9 protein-coding genes are annotated in these 16,898 nt (G+C 65.8%); 2 read left to right on the top strand and 7 right to left on the bottom strand.

What is annotated here, in order from left to right; all coding sequences use genetic code 11:
• Positions 1–98: 98 nt before the first annotated feature.
• From C1877_RS10550 to C1877_RS10520, 7 genes are all read right to left on the bottom strand, one after another.
• Positions 99–1,172, bottom strand: a complete 1,074-nt coding sequence (locus C1877_RS10550; protein WP_015539538.1) for a type IV pilus twitching motility protein PilT — start codon at positions 1,170–1,172, stop codon at positions 99–101.
• A 10-nt stretch (positions 1,173–1,182) separates the two neighbouring features.
• A complete protein-coding gene (locus C1877_RS10545) occupies positions 1,183–1,650 on the bottom strand; it encodes a S4A5 electrogenic sodium bicarbonate cotransporter 4 (RefSeq protein WP_114569133.1) in 468 nt (155 codons plus the stop codon).
• Entirely contained in the window at positions 1,647–2,114 is a 468-nt protein-coding gene (locus tag C1877_RS10540; protein WP_015539539.1) for a hypothetical protein, read from the bottom strand. The genes C1877_RS10545 and C1877_RS10540 overlap by 4 nt, the downstream gene beginning before the upstream one ends.
• A gap of 1 nt (position 2,115) precedes the next feature.
• Complete coding sequence (locus C1877_RS10535; RefSeq protein ID WP_114569132.1) at positions 2,116–2,616, bottom strand: DUF4860 domain-containing protein; 501 nt, start codon at positions 2,614–2,616, stop codon at positions 2,116–2,118.
• Positions 2,617–2,654: 38 nt separating this feature from the next.
• Complete coding sequence (locus C1877_RS10530) at positions 2,655–2,981, bottom strand: hypothetical protein (RefSeq protein ID WP_015539541.1); 327 nt, start codon at positions 2,979–2,981, stop codon at positions 2,655–2,657.
• A 10-nt stretch (positions 2,982–2,991) separates the two neighbouring features.
• Complete coding sequence (locus tag C1877_RS10525; protein WP_015539542.1) at positions 2,992–4,044, bottom strand: type II secretion system F family protein; 1,053 nt, start codon at positions 4,042–4,044, stop codon at positions 2,992–2,994.
• A 65-nt stretch (positions 4,045–4,109) separates the two neighbouring features.
• Positions 4,110–5,117: a transglutaminase-like domain-containing protein gene (locus C1877_RS10520; protein ID WP_114569131.1), complete on the bottom strand. Its 1,008-nt coding sequence runs from the start codon at positions 5,115–5,117 to the stop codon at positions 4,110–4,112.
• A gap of 551 nt (positions 5,118–5,668) precedes the next feature.
• On the opposite strand from C1877_RS10520, the gene C1877_RS10515 reads away from it, so the two are divergent.
• Both C1877_RS10515 and C1877_RS10510 read left to right on the top strand, forming a co-directional pair.
• Positions 5,669–16,279, top strand: coding sequence for an InlB B-repeat-containing protein (locus tag C1877_RS10515; RefSeq protein ID WP_114569130.1), 10,611 nt, complete (start codon positions 5,669–5,671; stop codon positions 16,277–16,279).
• Positions 16,276–16,869 (top strand): hypothetical protein, encoded by a 594-nt coding sequence (locus C1877_RS10510; protein WP_015539544.1) that lies wholly within the window; start codon positions 16,276–16,278, stop codon positions 16,867–16,869. Before C1877_RS10515 ends, C1877_RS10510 begins: the two co-directional genes overlap by 4 nt.
• The last annotated feature ends 29 nt before the right edge of the window (positions 16,870–16,898 follow it).

Genomic DNA, 16,898 nt, shown 5'->3' with positions numbered 1-16,898 from the left:
CATTATCCCCGTCCCCTTGTCACACTGCGGCCCGCCGGATAGGCGGGCCGCTCGTCATGTCCTCGGTATCCAGGCAGGCTGCTTGCGGCAGCTGGCCTCTACAGCCCCTCGGCCTCGAAGCGCTTCTTCAGCGCCTCCTGGTGGATGCTGTACTGCAATGCCATCTCCTTGGCCACGCGTCCGCTCTTCACCAGGTCGAACAGGCTCTGGTCCATCGTGCGCATGCCCTCGGAGCCGCCGGCGGCTATCACGCTGTCTATCTGGTGCGTCTTCTCCTCGCGGATGAGGTTGCGGATGGCCGTGTTCGTGACCATGATCTCGAAGGCGGGCACCACCTCGCCGTCCACCGTGGGCACGAGCTGCTGCGACACGATGGCGTCCAGCACCATGGACAGCTGCATGCGGATCTGGCGCTGCTGCGAGGCGGGGAAGGCGTCGATGATGCGGTCCACCGTGCCGGCCGCGCCCGTGGTGTGCAGCGTGGAGAACAGGAGCTGCGCCATCTCGGCGGCGGTGACGGCCGTGCCGATGGTCTCGTAGTCGCGCATCTCGCCCAGGAGGATGACGTCCGGGCTCTCGCGCATGGCAGAGCGCAGCGCCTCGCCGTAGGTGGCGATGTCGGTGGGCACCTCGCGCTGCGTCACGATGCAGCTGCCGTGCTTGTGCACGTACTCGATGGGGTCCTCCATGGTGATGATGTGCCCCGAGCGCTCGTGGTTCAGCTTGTCGATGATGCAGGCCAGCGTCGTGGACTTGCCCGCGCCTGCCGGTCCCGTGACCAGCACGAGGCCCTTCTGCAGGCGGGCCAGGCGCAGCACCTCGTCGGGGATGTGGAAGTCGGCCGGGTTCGGCAGCCCGAACGGGATGACGCGGATGACGGCGCCGAACGACCCGCGCTGGCGGAACACGTTTGCGCGGAAGCGCCCCACGCCCGCGATGGCGAACGAGAAGTCGTCGTCGTGGTTGCCGTTGTCCACGAAGCGCTGCATGCTGCGCCCGCTCACCTCGTAGATGGCGCGCACGAACGTCTCGGTGTCATCGGGCATGAGCGGCGCCGAGTCCAGGCGGATCTGCCGTCCGCTCACCTCGTAGGACAGCGGCAGGCCTGCAATGATGAAGATGTCGGACGCCTTCGCGTCCACCATCTCCCGCAGCAGCTCTTCAAGTTTCATCTCATCGCTCCTATCGTGTCTGCGCAGCGCCCGACCACAGCGTCTCGCCTGCGCCGTTCTCCGTCCACAGCGTCGTTGCCTTCCATGACGCCACGCTGTACGTGGCGTCCGCGCGTATCTCCAGCACGACGGCGAGCGTGCGCCCGCTGTCGGCAGTGAATTCTGCCTTGACCGTCGATCCGTCCAGCTCGGCACCTTCCGGCAGCGCCGCGCGCACGGCGGACAGCGCCTCGGCCAGCCCCCCGTGCGCTGCGCGCACCGGCGCGAGCGCGGCGTCGACGTCCGCCACGAGCTCTTGGCCCGCCCGCTCGTTGGCGTACGTGTCGGTGGTGAAGGACGCCTGCCGTTCGGCGGCGGCGTACGTGGCCTGCGCCGTCGTCACCGAGAGCACGGCCATGACGGCCAGGCACAAGATGATGACGAGGGCGAACAGGCTGATGGGCCCTATGCGCACCGATCCGCGTCCCCGCGTGGTCACGCGGCATCGCCCCCTTCCGCTGCTCCGTCGCTCGCGTAGCGGGCCGTCTCCAGCTCGTAGACGACCTCTCCGTCGCGGCTCACCGCGATGCTCGCATGGTACAGCGTGCCGCCCTCCGTGGGCTCGGGCACCACTTCGCGCGTCACGAGGTAATCGCCCTCGCCGGCATCGGCTGCGGCGCCCAGCGCATCGCCGTCGCCGTCGAACGCCTCGCTCTGCGTGCCGGCGAGCGGCATCGCTGCGAACTCCTCGGCGGCGTTCGAGGCCAGCAGGACGGCCTGCGTAAGCTGGCGCTCCTCCACGCCGCGGTTGTGCGCCGCGCCGAACAGCTGCATGAACATCGCCAGCGCGAACGCCAGGAACGCCAGCAGCACCAGCGCCTCCACCACGAATGCGGTGCCGTGCCAGGTGGCGTCGGGCCCGCGGCGCGCGGCGAGCAGCGTCTCGGCCGGTTTCCTCGCCATGCTAGGCACCTCCCCTCACGCTGCGCAGCGCCACCTGCACGCTGCCGTCATCCGTCTCCACGGTGAGCAGCCCGTTCTCGTAGGAGAACGCGAAGCGCTCCGAGGCGACGACGGGGGTGGCCTTCTCCGGCGTGTACGCCGCATCGGCCAGCGCGTACTCCTCCACGATGGAGCCCTGGTAGGCGTAGATGCGCGTCTCGAACGTGCCGCTGTCCAGCCGCTCGGTCAGCACGAGGGAGCGGCCCTCGGGGCCCTTGCCCGCACCGACGGCATCCACGGAGTCGGCCGCGCGCACGCTGTTCGCGATGAGGCCCGTGGCCAGACGCGTATCGTCGGCCTGGTCGCGCACTTCCACCAGCGCGCGGTACAGCCCCGTGCCGGTCATGATGGCTATGAGCAGTGCCACGATGAACAGCGCGAACAGCAGAACCGTGAACAGGCGCCCGAAACCCTGGCCGCCTTCCGCGCGCTGTGCGATGCCCCTGCTCGTCAAAGCCTCCATAACCGCATCCTCGTCCCGCCCGGAAGGGCGCTCGCCCCTCATCGCGGAACCACCACGACGCTCGGCATGATGTTCTCGGCGAACACCTCGTAGGTTATCACGTAGTCGTCGCGGTTCACGCGCAGGCCGTAGCCCTGCTCCAGGTGCTCGAGCGAGGACGGGTAAGAGCCCTCGATGGCGCAGCACTGCTTCGCGCTGTCCAAGATGGCGTTGCGCACGGACACGGCGCCCTGCTCGCGCAGGTTCTGCCCGACGGCCCCTGCTGCGAACCAGCCTCCCACGGCCAGCGCCAGCACGAGCGCCAGGGCGGCGAGCCTCATGCCCCGCCGGCGCTTCCGCTGCCTCGACGTATGCTCGCGGTCCATGCGAGCCACCCTAGCCGATCGATCCCATGATGCCGATGAGCGGCAGCATGACCGACACGAGCGTGGCGCCCACGGCCACGGTCAGGAAGGCGGCGAGCGCGGGCTCCACGCCGTCCACCAGGCGGTCCATCTTCATGATGGCGTCGTCGAAGAACGTGAGCGACAGGCGTCCCAGCACGTCCTCCATGCTGCCCGAGCGCGCGCCGATGGTGAGCATGCGGGCGTAGACGGGCTCGAACACGCCGCTTTCGGAAACGGCCTGCGCCAGGCTCTTCGGCGCGGCCAGGTCGAGCATGGCCTCGCGCGCGCCCTCCAGCTGCTGGCGCAGCGCACGGTGGTCCACCATGGCCACAGCCTCCTTCATGGCCGTGTCGGTGTCGATGCCCGAGGCCACGTAGGTTGCCAGCGCCGACGTGAAGCGGCTGAGCGCCAGCTGGTACATCGTGTTGCGCGTGAGGGGCATGCGCTCGGCGGCGCGCATGAGGCTGCGGCGCCCGCCCTCGCTGCGCATGGCCACGGCCATGGCCAGCACGACCACGGTGCATACGAGCGTCACGGCCAGCGCCGCCCACCCGATGCCGATGGATGCGCCCACGGCGTTGAACGACCCTGCCGCCAGGTTGCCCGACAGGCTCTCGTACACGTCCACGAACACGGGAAGGATGACGGCCACCGTGAAGGCCAGGATGACGGACATGACGCAGAGCAGGGCGGCGGGGTAGACGATGCTCGAGCGCATCTTCGCGAACAGGCGTCCCTCCTCGTCATAGTACACGGCCAGCGTGCGCAGCGTGGGCTCAAGACGGCCCGACACCTCGCCTGCTCCCACCATGTCCACGACGTGGCGGGGGAAGAAGCCCGAGCCATCGAGGGCCTTCGCCAGCGGCTCGCCGGCGATGAGCCGAAGATACACGGCATCGCACGCGCGCTTGAACGCGCCGTCCTCCATGTTCTCGCCCAGCAGGCTCACGGCCTCGTCGGTCTGGATGCCGGCGGCCAGCATGATGGCGACGCTCTCGCAGAACGCGCTTACGGAGCTGCTCTCAAGCACGGTTGTGGCCATAATCTCATTCGCTCCTTGTCCGACTTTGCGCTTCCGGGCCTTGCGGCGTCCTCTTCGGCTCGCACTCAGTACGTGTACCGGTCAGTGTATTCCTTCGCGTCCCCCACGGTTTTCCCCGACCCGCCGGCGGCGGCAAACGTCAGGTCGATACGCGTCCATGTGTTGGGGTCGACGCTCACCTCGACGCTCTTCCAGCTGCCATCAAGATATACCAAATTCCAAGCATGGTAAATACTATCAGGGGAAACGTATCCAGTAACGATCTTCGTGGGAATTCCAAGGCTGCGCAGCATGGCGGCTCCCAGGCTCACGTAGTCGAAGCAGATGCCCTTTCCCTCGGCCAACGTGGCATCGGGGTTGGGCACGTAGCCCGTTGCGTCGGCCAGGCGCTCGGCCTTCTCGGTGTCGTAGCTCACGTTCTCGGTGATCCAGGTGTAGATGCTGCGCAGCACGTCGCCCTCGTTCTGGGCGCCGGCGGCAAGCTCGCTCGCCTTCGCCACGCAGGCGCTGTCAGCGTCGTAGTCGCAGAACACGTTGGGGCGCAGGAAGGGCTCGAACTCGCTCGCGAGCGCCACGTCGACGGTGGTTCCGTTGATGGGCACGTAGCGGTCGCCCTCGGTGTTCTGCATGACCTGCACGTCGTAGGCGCCGTCGCCCATGGTGAGGGGCACGGAGACGGGCGTGCCATCGCCGGGCAGGTCGTAGTTTCGCTTCACGCCGTCCTTGGTGACCAGCAGCTTCAGGCGGCTCTGGTTCTGCGCCGAGGCAGCCACGTAGCCGAGCGAGGCATGCGAGACGTCGATCATGCTGTCGTGGTCGGCCACCGCGGCATCGGCATCGAACGGGGAGGTGGCCAGGGACGGACGCTCGAAGGCGGGCCCGCTCGTCGTGCCCGCGCTGTCGCCTGCGCCCACGGTGCTCCCGCCGCCCCCGCCGCCGCCCGATTCGCCGCATCCGGCGAGCATGCCCAGCCCGACGGCCAGCGCCGCGGCCACGGCGAGCGCGAGCGTGGCGACGCGGGCGCGGCGCAGTGCCGTCGCCGGGCGGGCTTTGCATGCGCGCTGGCGTCTCACGGGTTCCTATCATGGTCGCATCGGGAAGGGGCGCGCGGGCGCGCCGCCTCGTTTCGCGTTCATTATAGCGTTGTCCGCGGATGCGGGTTCCGGGTGTTCCCCGCCCACACAACCGCATCGCCCGCAGGCTGCCTGCCGAGTTGGCGGTTCAACGAGAAATTGAGCCTCGGCCCGAGTGTCGCGTTTTTCGCGCGGTAGGGGCGACGAATCGATTATCCTTCGGGGAAGCATGTTTTGAAAGGCCCTTATCGACCCGCAGGCATCCCTGCTCGTCACCGTGTTCGTTCCCCGTTCCAGCGATTTTTGCTGCTAAATTTGCAACATTTGTGAAAATGCCCTCTCAAATGGGACGATGCGATACGCTGGGGGTCGGAATAGGAATACGTTTGTGATAGAATTGCTTGCTGGGTTGCAGTCTGTACGTCGCTGCAGCCTACCATGGAAACCTGCGCAAACCAGCATGAGCGAAAACGTATAAGCGAACCAAAGTAGACGACGCCTCGAAGGGCGGTGGCGCTGCGTACCTGCAGCCAGAGGATTCGGTGATACGTATGAGCATGTTGGAAAAATTCTGCGACGCGAAGAACACGTTCGAGGGCAAGGCGCTGGCCGCATTCATGGCGGCGGTGCTGGCGTTCTCCCTCGTCAACCTTTCCTCCCTCGCCGACGCGGCCGAGAACGGCGCGCCGACCGACGCCCCCGAGGCCCAGGTCGACAACCCGTCAACCGAGGTCGCCGACAACCCGGCTTCCGAACCCGCCCCTGCGGCCGAGTCCGAGGCCACCGCCCCGCTGGAGACCCCCGCTGTCTCCGAGGCGGCTGCGCAAAGCCAGGCGCCTGCCGCCGAGCCCTCCGCTCCTGCAGCCGACCTCCCCACTGCCGAGCCCGGCGTGGCTGTGGTGGGCTTGGAATTCCAGCATGCGTACGTGGCATACTTGGGGCAGACCATCGCGTTGCCTGCCGATTCCATCAACGTACCCTTGAACAAGGAGCTTTCGTTCGCCGCCTACGCCGACGAAGGCTACGAGATCAGTGCGGTCAAGGCCGTTGCGAAAGGCGTCGAAGCCGAGCTCCGGGCCGATGCGACCACCGGGGAGTACAAGGTTCCTGCCGAACAGGTGACGAGCAACCTTATCCTGAAGGTGGAGGCCAAAGCCGCGGAAGCCGAAACTTCCGAGCTTGAGACGCCTGCTGCCGAACCCATCACCTCCGACATGAAGATCGGCGAGGATGGGGCAGGCGGGCCCGAGGCCGACGGCTCCGACAACGGTGGGCCCGACGCGATCGAGGACGATGTCGTCGAAGTCGAGGCCGACGTGAGCAGCCCTGCTTTCGAGGGCTACGCCCAAGCGGGCAACGTGCTCGTGAAGGTGACTGCTGCCGAAGGCGTGCTGCCCGAGGGAACCACCGTGCAGGCCGTGCAGATTACCAGCTCCGCTGTCATCGATGCGGTCGAGGCCGCAGTAGAGGAGAAGGGCAAGGAACTGGAGAATGCCGTCGCCGTCGACGTAACGCTCCTCGGCCCCGACGGCAGCGTCATACAGCCCGACGCCGCAGTGAACGTGTGCTTCTTCAATGCCGGTGTTTCCGGCGAGGCTATGGGCGTATACCACGTGGCGAACGACGGCTCGAGCGTGAGCGCGGTTTCCGCCCGTCAGGCAGACGCCGCCGCGCAGAGTTTCGACGTGAGCCACTTCTCCATCTACGTCGTGACGGCCGAGGGCACGCCGAAGCTCGCCACCTATAACTTCTACGGCGTGGATGGAGCTCTTGTCGGCACGCAGATCGTCAAGACCGGCGAGAGCTTGTTCGAGCCCGAGGCGCCTCCGGTCGCCGATGGCCAATTCTTCCAGGGCTGGTATGCAAAGAACGGCGAAGACTGGGCGGGCAGGTTTGTCGATTTCGGTGCGCAAGTCGTTACCGAATCGTTCACCAGCGACCTGTACGCAAAAGTTTCCGGGGCGTGCTACGTGTACTTCATGGACAACGGCGGTCGCGTTTACTCCACCAAATCAGGGGCCGATGGCGATGTCGTCGCGGCCGATGTGGCGTTCCCTCTCGCTCCGAACGAGAGCGTGACGGGATGGTACACAGAAAAGGAGCTTGTCAACAAGGTGGATTCGGTGACGTTGGGTGCGGAGAGCATCATGCTGTACCCCAAGGTCGAGACCGGTGTATGGATGACGTTCGACGCCAAGGGCGGCTCGTACACCGAGCCCGAGTTCGTGAGCGTCGGGGGTACGTCCGTCGAGCCCGCCGCGCCGACGCGTGCGGGCTACCGTTTCGCCGGCTGGTTCGCGGACGAGGAGTGCTCCAAGGCCTACAAGTTTGGCTCGTCGCCGAGCGGTGACACGACGCTGTATGCGAAATGGGAGGCGGCCACGGCGAAGTACAGCGTGGCCGTGTGGCTCGAGGCGGCCGATTCGACGAGGGACGCGTCGCGGTACGATTACGTGACCACGCTCGACTACGAGGGGACGACCGACGAGGAAGAGCCGCTCCCCAGCGCGTCGGACATCAAGCAGAACGTAGCCTTCCTGATCGACGGCAAGTACATCCTGAACGAGAGCAACGAGTCGAGCGACAAGACGGTCACGGTGAAGGGCGACGGCACGGCCATTGCCAACGTGTACCTTGACCGAGCGGAGTTCACCGTCGATTTGCGCTGCTCGGCGAAGGGTGAGAGCGGGAACAAGAAAGATTACGTCACCGCGTACCAGATCACGGCGAATTACGGCGCGGACATCGCCGACCAATGGGATGCGGCGACGAAGGCGGTGAGCGCGAAGTACGGAACGCGCGTTTGGGTCGAGGATCCCAAGAACCCCGGAACGACGATCAACCCGGTCGTCGCTCCTTTCCGGACGATGACCGAGGACATGACGCTCTTTTACGTCAACAACGGCAGCGCGCTGCATCACCTGGAACTTCGCGTGGAAAAGGTTGGCAACACGACCCCCATCAAGAAAACCGATCCGAACTTCCCGAAATACAACTCGGGTTACCGGTATCAGAACAACTACGATACCAGCATGTTCGAGAACTACGACACCCTCGTGTTCAGGGGTGCGGGCGTGCATGCGGAGATTCAGAATTACGTGAACGCCTTGAACGGTTTCGAGTGGGTCGGAGCTGACTTGGCGAAAAACCAAGGCTTCTTCCAGATCGGGAACACCTGGACGGCGCGCCACTATTTCGAGCGCAAGTCGTACACCATCACGTTCAACAATCAAGGCGCTATGAGCACGAGCGCGCCCATCAAGTACGGCACGTCCATCGAGGGCGAAGGTTCGGCGCCGAGTGCGAAGGACGCGGGTGTTCCGGAAGGCTCGACGTTCGCGGGATGGTACACGTCCCCGACGTTCGCCGCGGGGACCGAGTTCTCCTTCGATGGTGCAACCATGCCTGCCAACAACGTGGTCCTGTACGCGAAGTGGATCCTCCCCACGTACCAGGTCACCTATTACCAGGACATGGGCGGCACGGCCTTGGCCAAAGAGAATGCGGTCGGCTACGGCGAGACGGCGATCGACGAGCCCTCGTCGATCGCGAGCGTTCCCGAAGGGTACAAGTGGGTCGGATGGACGACGCGTTCGGGCTCCGAAGGCGACTACACCTACAGGGTGTTCAACTTCGACACCCAGGTTTACGGCGATGTCGAGCTCTACCCCTACTACATCAACGACGAGAAACGCTCGGTTGCCTACGATGCGAACGGCGGCGTAGGCGAGGTGCCGACGGATGACCGCTCGTATGCGCAGGGCAGCTTCGCCAAGGTCGCCGAGAGCACCCTCTCGGCATCGACCGACGGCGACCGGTTCCTCGGGTGGAACACGAAGGAGGACGGCAGCGGCGCCACGTACTATCCCGGCGGCATGGTGCAGCTGGGCGAGGCGAACGTCACGCTGTACGCACAGTGGGGGCCGTCCGTGCCCCAGACGTCCTTGACGTACGACCCGAACGGCGGAGCGGGCGACGCCCTGACCGAGACGGGCCTTCCCAATAACGGCGAGGTGACGCTCAAGACAGCAGATGCCCTGGACTTCGCCGCTCCGCGGGCTGGCGTGCACTTCGCCGGCTGGAACACGGCCCCCGACGGCTCGGGGGCGTCGTTCGCCGGCGGTACCGCCGTCCGGGTCGATCTCGTTGGGAACGGCAATATCCTGTATGCCCAGTGGGCCCTCAACACCAATACCCCCTACACGGTGGAGCGTTACCTGCAGAACCTCGATGGCAGCTATCCCGACACGGCAACGTATACTGACGGCACGCTTGTCGGCACTACCGACCAGCTTGTGAGCGCCGATACGTCCGTGGCCTATCCAGGCTTCACCTTCGATGCCGGCAATGCATCCAATGTGCTCGAGGGCACGGTGGCTGGCGACGGATCGCTCGTTTTGAAGGTGCACTACGAGCGTAACGCTTACAAGGTGGCCTACGAGCTGGACGGCGGCGATACCACGTCGCCCGATACGACGTTCGACGGCGTCAAGTACGGCGCTTTGACGCCAGCCATCGATACGCCAACGAGACTTGGCTACACGTTCCAAGGATGGGACCCGGCGGTGTCGCCCACCGTCACGGGCAATGCGGTGTACACCGCGCAGTGGCAGCCGCTTCCCGATGTGAGCCTTGAGTATGTGGCGGAGGGCGCGGGCGGCAGCGTCATCGGCAAGGATGGCGAGCCCGGCCAGACGGCGACGGAGCGGGTGAGCCCGCTTTCGGGCGAGCCGCATGGCGCCGCCGCCGTGCCGAACGCCGGGTACCGGTTCGCCGGTTGGTTCGTCGACGGCCAGCTTGTGAGCGATTCCGCGCAGCTCGACCGCGCGGTCATCGACGCGCACGCCAAGACGGGCGGCCTCTACGTTGCCACGACCTTCGTGGCGAGGTTCGCCGAGTCGGAGAACGTGACGCTGTCCTTCGTCGCCGAAACGGGCGGCTCGGTCGACCCTGCGAGCGAGGAGGTGGCGCCGGCAACGGGCGAGCCGAAGGGCTCCACCGCCACGGCCGAAGCCGGCTATACGTTCGCCGGTTGGTTCGTCGACGGCCAGCTTGTGAGCGATTCCGCGCGGCTCGACCGCGCGGCTATCGACGCGCACGCCAAGTCGGGCGAGGGCCTGTACCGGTCGACCACGTTCACGGCGCGTTTCATGGAGAACGAGGCCACGCTCGCCTATGCATCGGCTGACGAGTCCTTGGGCACCGTCGATCCCAAGAGCGAAACGGTTGCGGTGAAGACCGGCGTGCCTGTCGGATCCGTTGCCACGCCTGCGGCCGACTGCTATTTCGTGGGATGGAGCGCGGGCACGGACCCTGCCATCATCTCCGAAGATCCCACGCTGGACAAGGCGATCATCGACGAGCATGCCAAGAAGGACGGCCTGTACGAGGGCGCTGCTTTCGTCGCGCACTTCGCCAAGAAGAAGGAGCTGGTCATCACCTCCAAGGGCGACACGTTCGTGTACGATGGCACGCCGCATCGCGCATCCGATACGGTATACGAGGTGGTGGGCCAGGAAACGCCTAATCTATCGCTGGAGAACTTGACGGCATCGGCCGAGGAGACGGACGCGGGCAGGTATCCGGTTGCGTTCAGCGGCAAGGAGAACCTCGTTTTGAGGGACCGCGACGGTCTCGACGTGACCGAGCAGTACAAGGTCAGCTACGTTGAGGGCAAGCTGGTTATCGGAAAGCGCCCGGTGGAAGTTGCCGGCGAGGGCTGGATCGAACCGCAGCCGTACAAGGGCGAGGAGTACGTGAAGTCGGGTTACGCCGCCGAGCTCCCCAGCGGCTTCTCTGAAATGCAGCCGGGCGGCACGCGCGGATTGGTGGGCGGGCAATCCATCGAGGCAGCCTATCGCCTTGCAGGCGCAGACGCAGGCTCCTATACCGGCATCTTCTCGGGGACGCCGACGGTGAAGGATGCCGCGGGCAACGACGTGACCGACAACTACGACATTTCCACCAAACCGGGCACGCTGAAGATCGTGCCGTCGGAGACGCAGCTCGTCATCACGGCCGCCACCACGTCGTGGAGATACGACGGGCAGCCGCATGCTGACGGCACCTACGCCGTCACGTACGGCGGCGTGCCGGTGACTCCGAACGAGAGCGGCGAGTACGTGCTGCCCACCGGCGACAAGGTGTCTGCCACGGTCGAGGGCAGCGTCAAGAACGTGGGCGATACGAGACCCGAGAACAACCAGGTGACCTCCTGGTCGCTGGAGAACAAGGCCAACTATGCGAACGTGGTCGCCAACACGGGCACGCTCTCCATCACGCCGCGCGAGGTGACGTTGACCAGCGCCACGGACAGCAAGCCCTACGACGGCACGCCGCTCGTGAACAAGACGGTGCGGGTGACCGAGGGCAGCTGGGCTGCGGGCCAAGGGGCTCGGTACGAGGTCACGGGCACCCAGACGCTCGTGGGCTTCTCCGAGAATTCGTTTGCCTATACCTTGACGGGCGGCGCAAGCGAGGACAACTACGACATCAAGACGGTTTTCGGCTCGCTGACGGTGACGAACGCCGACGCCCTCTACGCCGTGACGGTAACGGCGAAGTCCGGCACGGCCACGTACAACGGCTCGGAGCAGGAAGTCTCTGGCTTGGTCGGCGAAACCGAGCGCGGAGTGCGCTTCGAGATGAACGGGCAGGACTTCTTCGTCACGGGGCTCACGGCGCGCGGTGCGGGCACGGATGCCGGCGATTACCCGTCCAACGTGGTGGGCGTGCCTGTGGTGAGGGACGCCGAAGGCAATGACGTAACCGACCAGTTCAAGGTGGATACGGTCGATGGCGCGCTTGCCATCGGCAAGCGCGAGGTGACGCTGGCCAGCGCCTCTGACGAGAAGGTGTACGACGGCAGGGCGCTTGTCAACGATACGGTAACCGGCAGCGAGGCGTTCGTCGAGGGCGAAGGCGCAACCTTCGCGGTCACGGGCAGTCAGACCATCGTAGGCTCCTCGCCGAACGAGTTTACCTATGAGCTGACCGGTGCCACGAAGGAAAGCAACTACCGTATCGCGACCAGCTTCGGCAGACTGAAGGTAACCGGCCGCGATGATGCCGCCAAGTACCAGATCAAGGTAGAGGCGAATTCGGCCGCTCCCTCCTACAACGGCGAGGAGCAGACGATTTCCGGCTTCAAGCAGACGCAGTTCACCTTCAACGGGGCCGTTTTCACGGTGTCGGGCTTGACCGCCGAGGCCGCAGGCAAGGACGTCGGCGAGTATCCGGCGAACGTGGTTGGCACGCCGGTGGTCACCGACGAGGCTGGAAACAACGTAACCAGTCAGTTCGTCGTTGACGTGGAGAACGGCATGCTCTCCATAAAGAAGGCTCCGCTCGTGCTCGCTTCCGCTAGCCTTTCCAAGCCCTACGACGGTACGCCGCTGGTGAACGGCGAGACGCCGCTGGCGGAGCAGAGCGGCTGGGTCAAGGACGAGGGTGCCACCTATCAGTTCACGGGCTCGGTGCTGCTGCCGGGCGAGACGCAGTCAAACGAGTTCGCCATCGTGCCGAACGCGGGTACGAGCTTGGACAACTACGAGTTGGCGAAAACCGAAGGCCAGTTGAGCATCGAGGGCCGCGAAGCCGATGCCAAATACGAGATAACCATCGAGGCGAACTCTGGCGAGACGCTCTACGACGGCCTTGAGAAGCAGGTTGAAGGACTGAAGACCACCACATTCGCATTCGGCGATGCCACGTTTGCCGTAACGGGCCTTGAAGCCCGTGCCAGCCGCACCGACGCGGGAACCACGACGGTGCCCATCAGGGGCAAGGCTGTGGTACTCGACGCGCAGGGCAATGATGTTACCAGCCAATTCAAGATCGATTATGTGCCGGGAGCCCTCGAAGTGAACCCGCGCCAGGTGGTGCTGACGAGCGCCAGCGCCGAGAAGCCTTACGATGGCACGCCGCTCACCAACGACGCCGTGACCGTCTCCGGCGATGGCTGGGCGGGAGACGAGGGCGCCGCCTATGACGTCACAGGCTCGCAGACCGTGGTAGGCTTCTCCGACAACACGTTCGCTTACACGCTGGAGCGCGGCGCGAAGGCGGGCAACTACGTGATAGACCTGCGGTTCGGCACCCTCACGGTGACGAACCGCGATGCCAAGTACGAGGTGGAGGTGCAAGCCAACTCCGGCGCGTTCACCTACGACGGCATCGAGAAGAGCGTTTCCGGCTTCGTGGGCGAAACCGAGGACGGCGTGCCGGTGACCGTCGGTTCCAGCACATTCTACGTCAGCGGCCTCTCGGCGGGCGCCGCCCTCACCGATGCCGACTCCGTGCCGGTTGCCGTAACGGGTGCCGCCGTAGTGACCGACGCCCAGGGCAACGACGTGTCGAGCCAATTCAACGTGAAGGTCAAGCAGGGCACGTTCGAGATCACGCCTCGCACGGTGACGCTGACCAGCGCCTCGGCTACCCGCGAGTACAACGGCGAGCCGCTGGTCGCCCATGGCGTGACCGTCTCGGGCGACGGCTGGGCCGAGGGCGAGGGCGCTGCATACGACTACATGGGTTCGCAGACGCTCGTGGGCACCTCGCTCAACTACTTCTCATACGCTTTGAACGCGAACACGAAGCCCGGCAACTACCATTTGAAGCAGATCGAGGGCTCGCTGAACGTGACCAGCCGCGAGGCGAAATGGGACGTGGCCCTCGAGGCCGTTTCCTCTACGGTGCTCTACAACGGCGCTACCCAGGTGCTCGAAGGCTTTGTCGGCCAGACCGAGCAGGGTGTGCCGGTTCAGGTCGAAGGACATACCTACTATGTCACCGGTCTGACGGCCTCGGCCTACGGCATCGATGCGGATACGTACGTGCTGCAAGGCACCGGTACGCCGGTGGTGACGGATGACCAGGGCAACAACGTTTCCGAGCAGTTCGCGGTTTCGGTGAAACCGGGTAAGCTCGTGGTGGAGCCGCGCCATGTGGTGTTGGAGAGCGCGACGGATCGCAAGCCCTACGACGGCTCGCCGCTCGTGAACGGTACCGTGACCGTCTCCGGCGACGGCTGGGCCGAGGGCGAGGGCGCCGCTTATGCGGTGACCGGCTCCCAGACCCTGGTGGGCTCGTCTGAGAATGTGTTCGCCTACACGTTGGAGGGCGGCGCGAAGGCGGGCAACTACGTGATAGACCTGCGGTTCGGCATCCTCACGGTGACGAATCGCGATGCCGCGTTCGCGGTTTCCGTGCAGGCGAAGTCCAACACGGTGACCTACGACGGCTCCGAGCAGTCGGTGTCCGGCTTCACCGACGAGACCGAGCAGGGTGTTCCCGTGCAGGCCGGCGGCCGCACCTACTATGTGGTGGGCCTTAAGGCCGAGGCTGCCGGAACGGATGCCGGGACCTACCGTACGACGGTGTCCGGCACGCCTGCGGTGAGGGATGCTGATGGCAACGACGTGACGGACCAGTTCGCGGTTACGCCGCAGGCCGGCACGCTTCTGGTCGAGCAGCGCCCGCTGACGCTCGTGTCCGCGAGCCTTTCCAAGCCCTACGACGGCATGCCGCTCGTGAACGGCGCAACGCCGCTGGTGACAGAAGACGGTTGGGCCGAGGGCGAGGGCGCGACCTACGTGTTCACGGGCTCGGTCGCGCTGCCGGGCGAGGTTGCCGCGAACGCGTTCGTCATCAAGGCGAACGCTGGCACGAACCTTGGAAACTACCAGGTGGGCAAGGCCGAGGGTCAGCTGTCCATCGAGAACCGTGATGCCCGTTACGAGGTTGAGTTGACGGCCAACTCGGGCACGTTCTCCTACAACGGCGGCGAGCAGACGGTTTCCGGATTCAGGGGAGAGACGGCCCTGGGTGTGCCGGTGCAGGCTGACGGCCGCACCTACTACGTGACCGGCCTCTCCTCGCACGCTTCCGGCACCAACGTGGCCGACTCCGTGGCATCCATCCCGGTGCGGGGCGCGGCCGTGGTGAAAGATGCCGACGGCAACCTGGTTTCCGAACAGTTCCGCGTCAAGGTGGTCCCGGGGAGCTTCGCTATCGAACCGGCTACGCTCGTCATTGCGGCCAACGATGCCGGCAAGAGTTACGGCCAGGCCGACCCGGCGCTGTCTGCAACGGTGAAGGGCCTCATGGAGGGCGACGTGTTCGAGGGCACCTACGACGTGGAGCGCGCTCCCGGCGAGAACGCGGGCACCTACGAGATAACCGTGGACAAGGTGCGGCTGCCCCAGAACGGCAACTACACGGCTACCACGCAGCCCGGTCGCTTCGTCATCGCTCGGGCCGATGCGCTCACCCTCGTGGTGGGCGACGCGAGCAAGCCTTATGACGGCACGCCGCTCGTGCCGGATGGCGTGACTCCGATCGGCTTACAGCAGGGTGACACGGTCGAGGTCGTGTACGGTGGGTCGCAGACCGACGCGGGCACGAGCCAGGGCACGGTTTCCGGCTACGTCGTGCGAAACGCGGCTGGCGAGGACGTGACGGCCAACTATCCCACGGCCGAGGTCGTCCCGGGCAACTTGACGGTCGTTCCGGCCGCTGTCACCATCACGGCGGCAGACGCCTCGAAGGTTGCCGGTGCCGAAGACCCCGCCTTCACGGGCACGGTTGAGGGCTTGGTGGCCGAGGGCGACCTGGGCGACGTGACGTACCGCCGCACGAACGCCGACGAGGACGCAGGCGTGTACGTCGACGTGATCACGGCGTCGTACACGGCTAATCCGAATTACAGGGTGACCGTGGTTCCCGGCACGTTTGCCATCACGGCTGTGCCGGTTCCGGTGGTACCGCCTGTGCCTCCCGCGACCCCGCCGACTCCGGCGACGCCTGCGACGCCGCCCACGCCGACGCCCGGCACGGTGCCGCCTGATGCGCTGTCGATCCTCGCCCCCATCGCGGAGGTGCTTGAGGACGCCGTCACGCCGCTTGCCGGACCGCAGGAGCAAGCCATCGAGGACGACGGCACGCCGCTCGCGGGCTATGACCGGGTGAACTGCTGGGTGCACTACTACCTTATCCTGGGCATCATCGTCACGGTGCTCTACGGGGCGGGCGTGCTGGTGCGCCGCATCAGCTTCACGCGCAAGCTGAAGGACTTCGAGGACGACGTGCTCGGCATCGAGGACGAGTCGGCTGCTGTCCCGGCCTGCGCCGCTCGCGGCGGAAGGCAAGGAGGCCTAGCATGAGGAAGAGCAACGTGATCATACTGGCCGTCTTGGCCGTGGCTGCAGGCTTCTTCCTGTGGCTGTGGTACTACCTGGGCTTCAACTTCGTGGACGATCCGTTCGATTTGGTGCTCGCCGTGGTGTGGTGGGCCGTGGTCGTGGCGTTGGTCGTGGGCATCCATGCCGCCGAGAGGAAGCGCCAGCGCCGCGTGCGCACGGCCTACCTTGCGCCGGGCGTGCTGTTCAACAGCGAGGCCGGGTTCGTCGACCTTGCGGCGTTCGAGGAGGGAACCACGCTCGTGGACGCGCTCGAGCACACGCTTGCCGACCTGAAGTACTCCTTCGATCGCAAGGACCCGGCCGATGAGGGCGCAGCGGCGCCCGACGGCGCCGTGCCCTCCGCCGCGATGGCGGGCGGCCTCTCCGCATCCGACGAGGCGGCCGCCTCTGCCAAGCCCCGCGGCACCGTGAGGTTCGAGCGCATCGTGCGCACGGACAAGTTCGACAAGGGCGACGCCGGCAAATGGGAGGGCGAGGTCGTGGACGTGAAGACGCAGGAAGCCACGCCCTTCAAGGGCAAGGAGGAGCTCTCCGCCCTTCTCGCGGCATAGTCCCGCCAGCCAGCCTTCCAGCCAAGTGC

Origin of the sequence: Gordonibacter pamelaeae (assembly GCF_003340385.1) — a bacterium.
Lineage (GTDB): Bacteria > Actinomycetota > Coriobacteriia > Coriobacteriales > Eggerthellaceae > Gordonibacter > Gordonibacter pamelaeae.
Note: the sequence above shows the minus strand (reverse complement) of the source record. Positions and strands in the feature narration are given on the sequence as shown.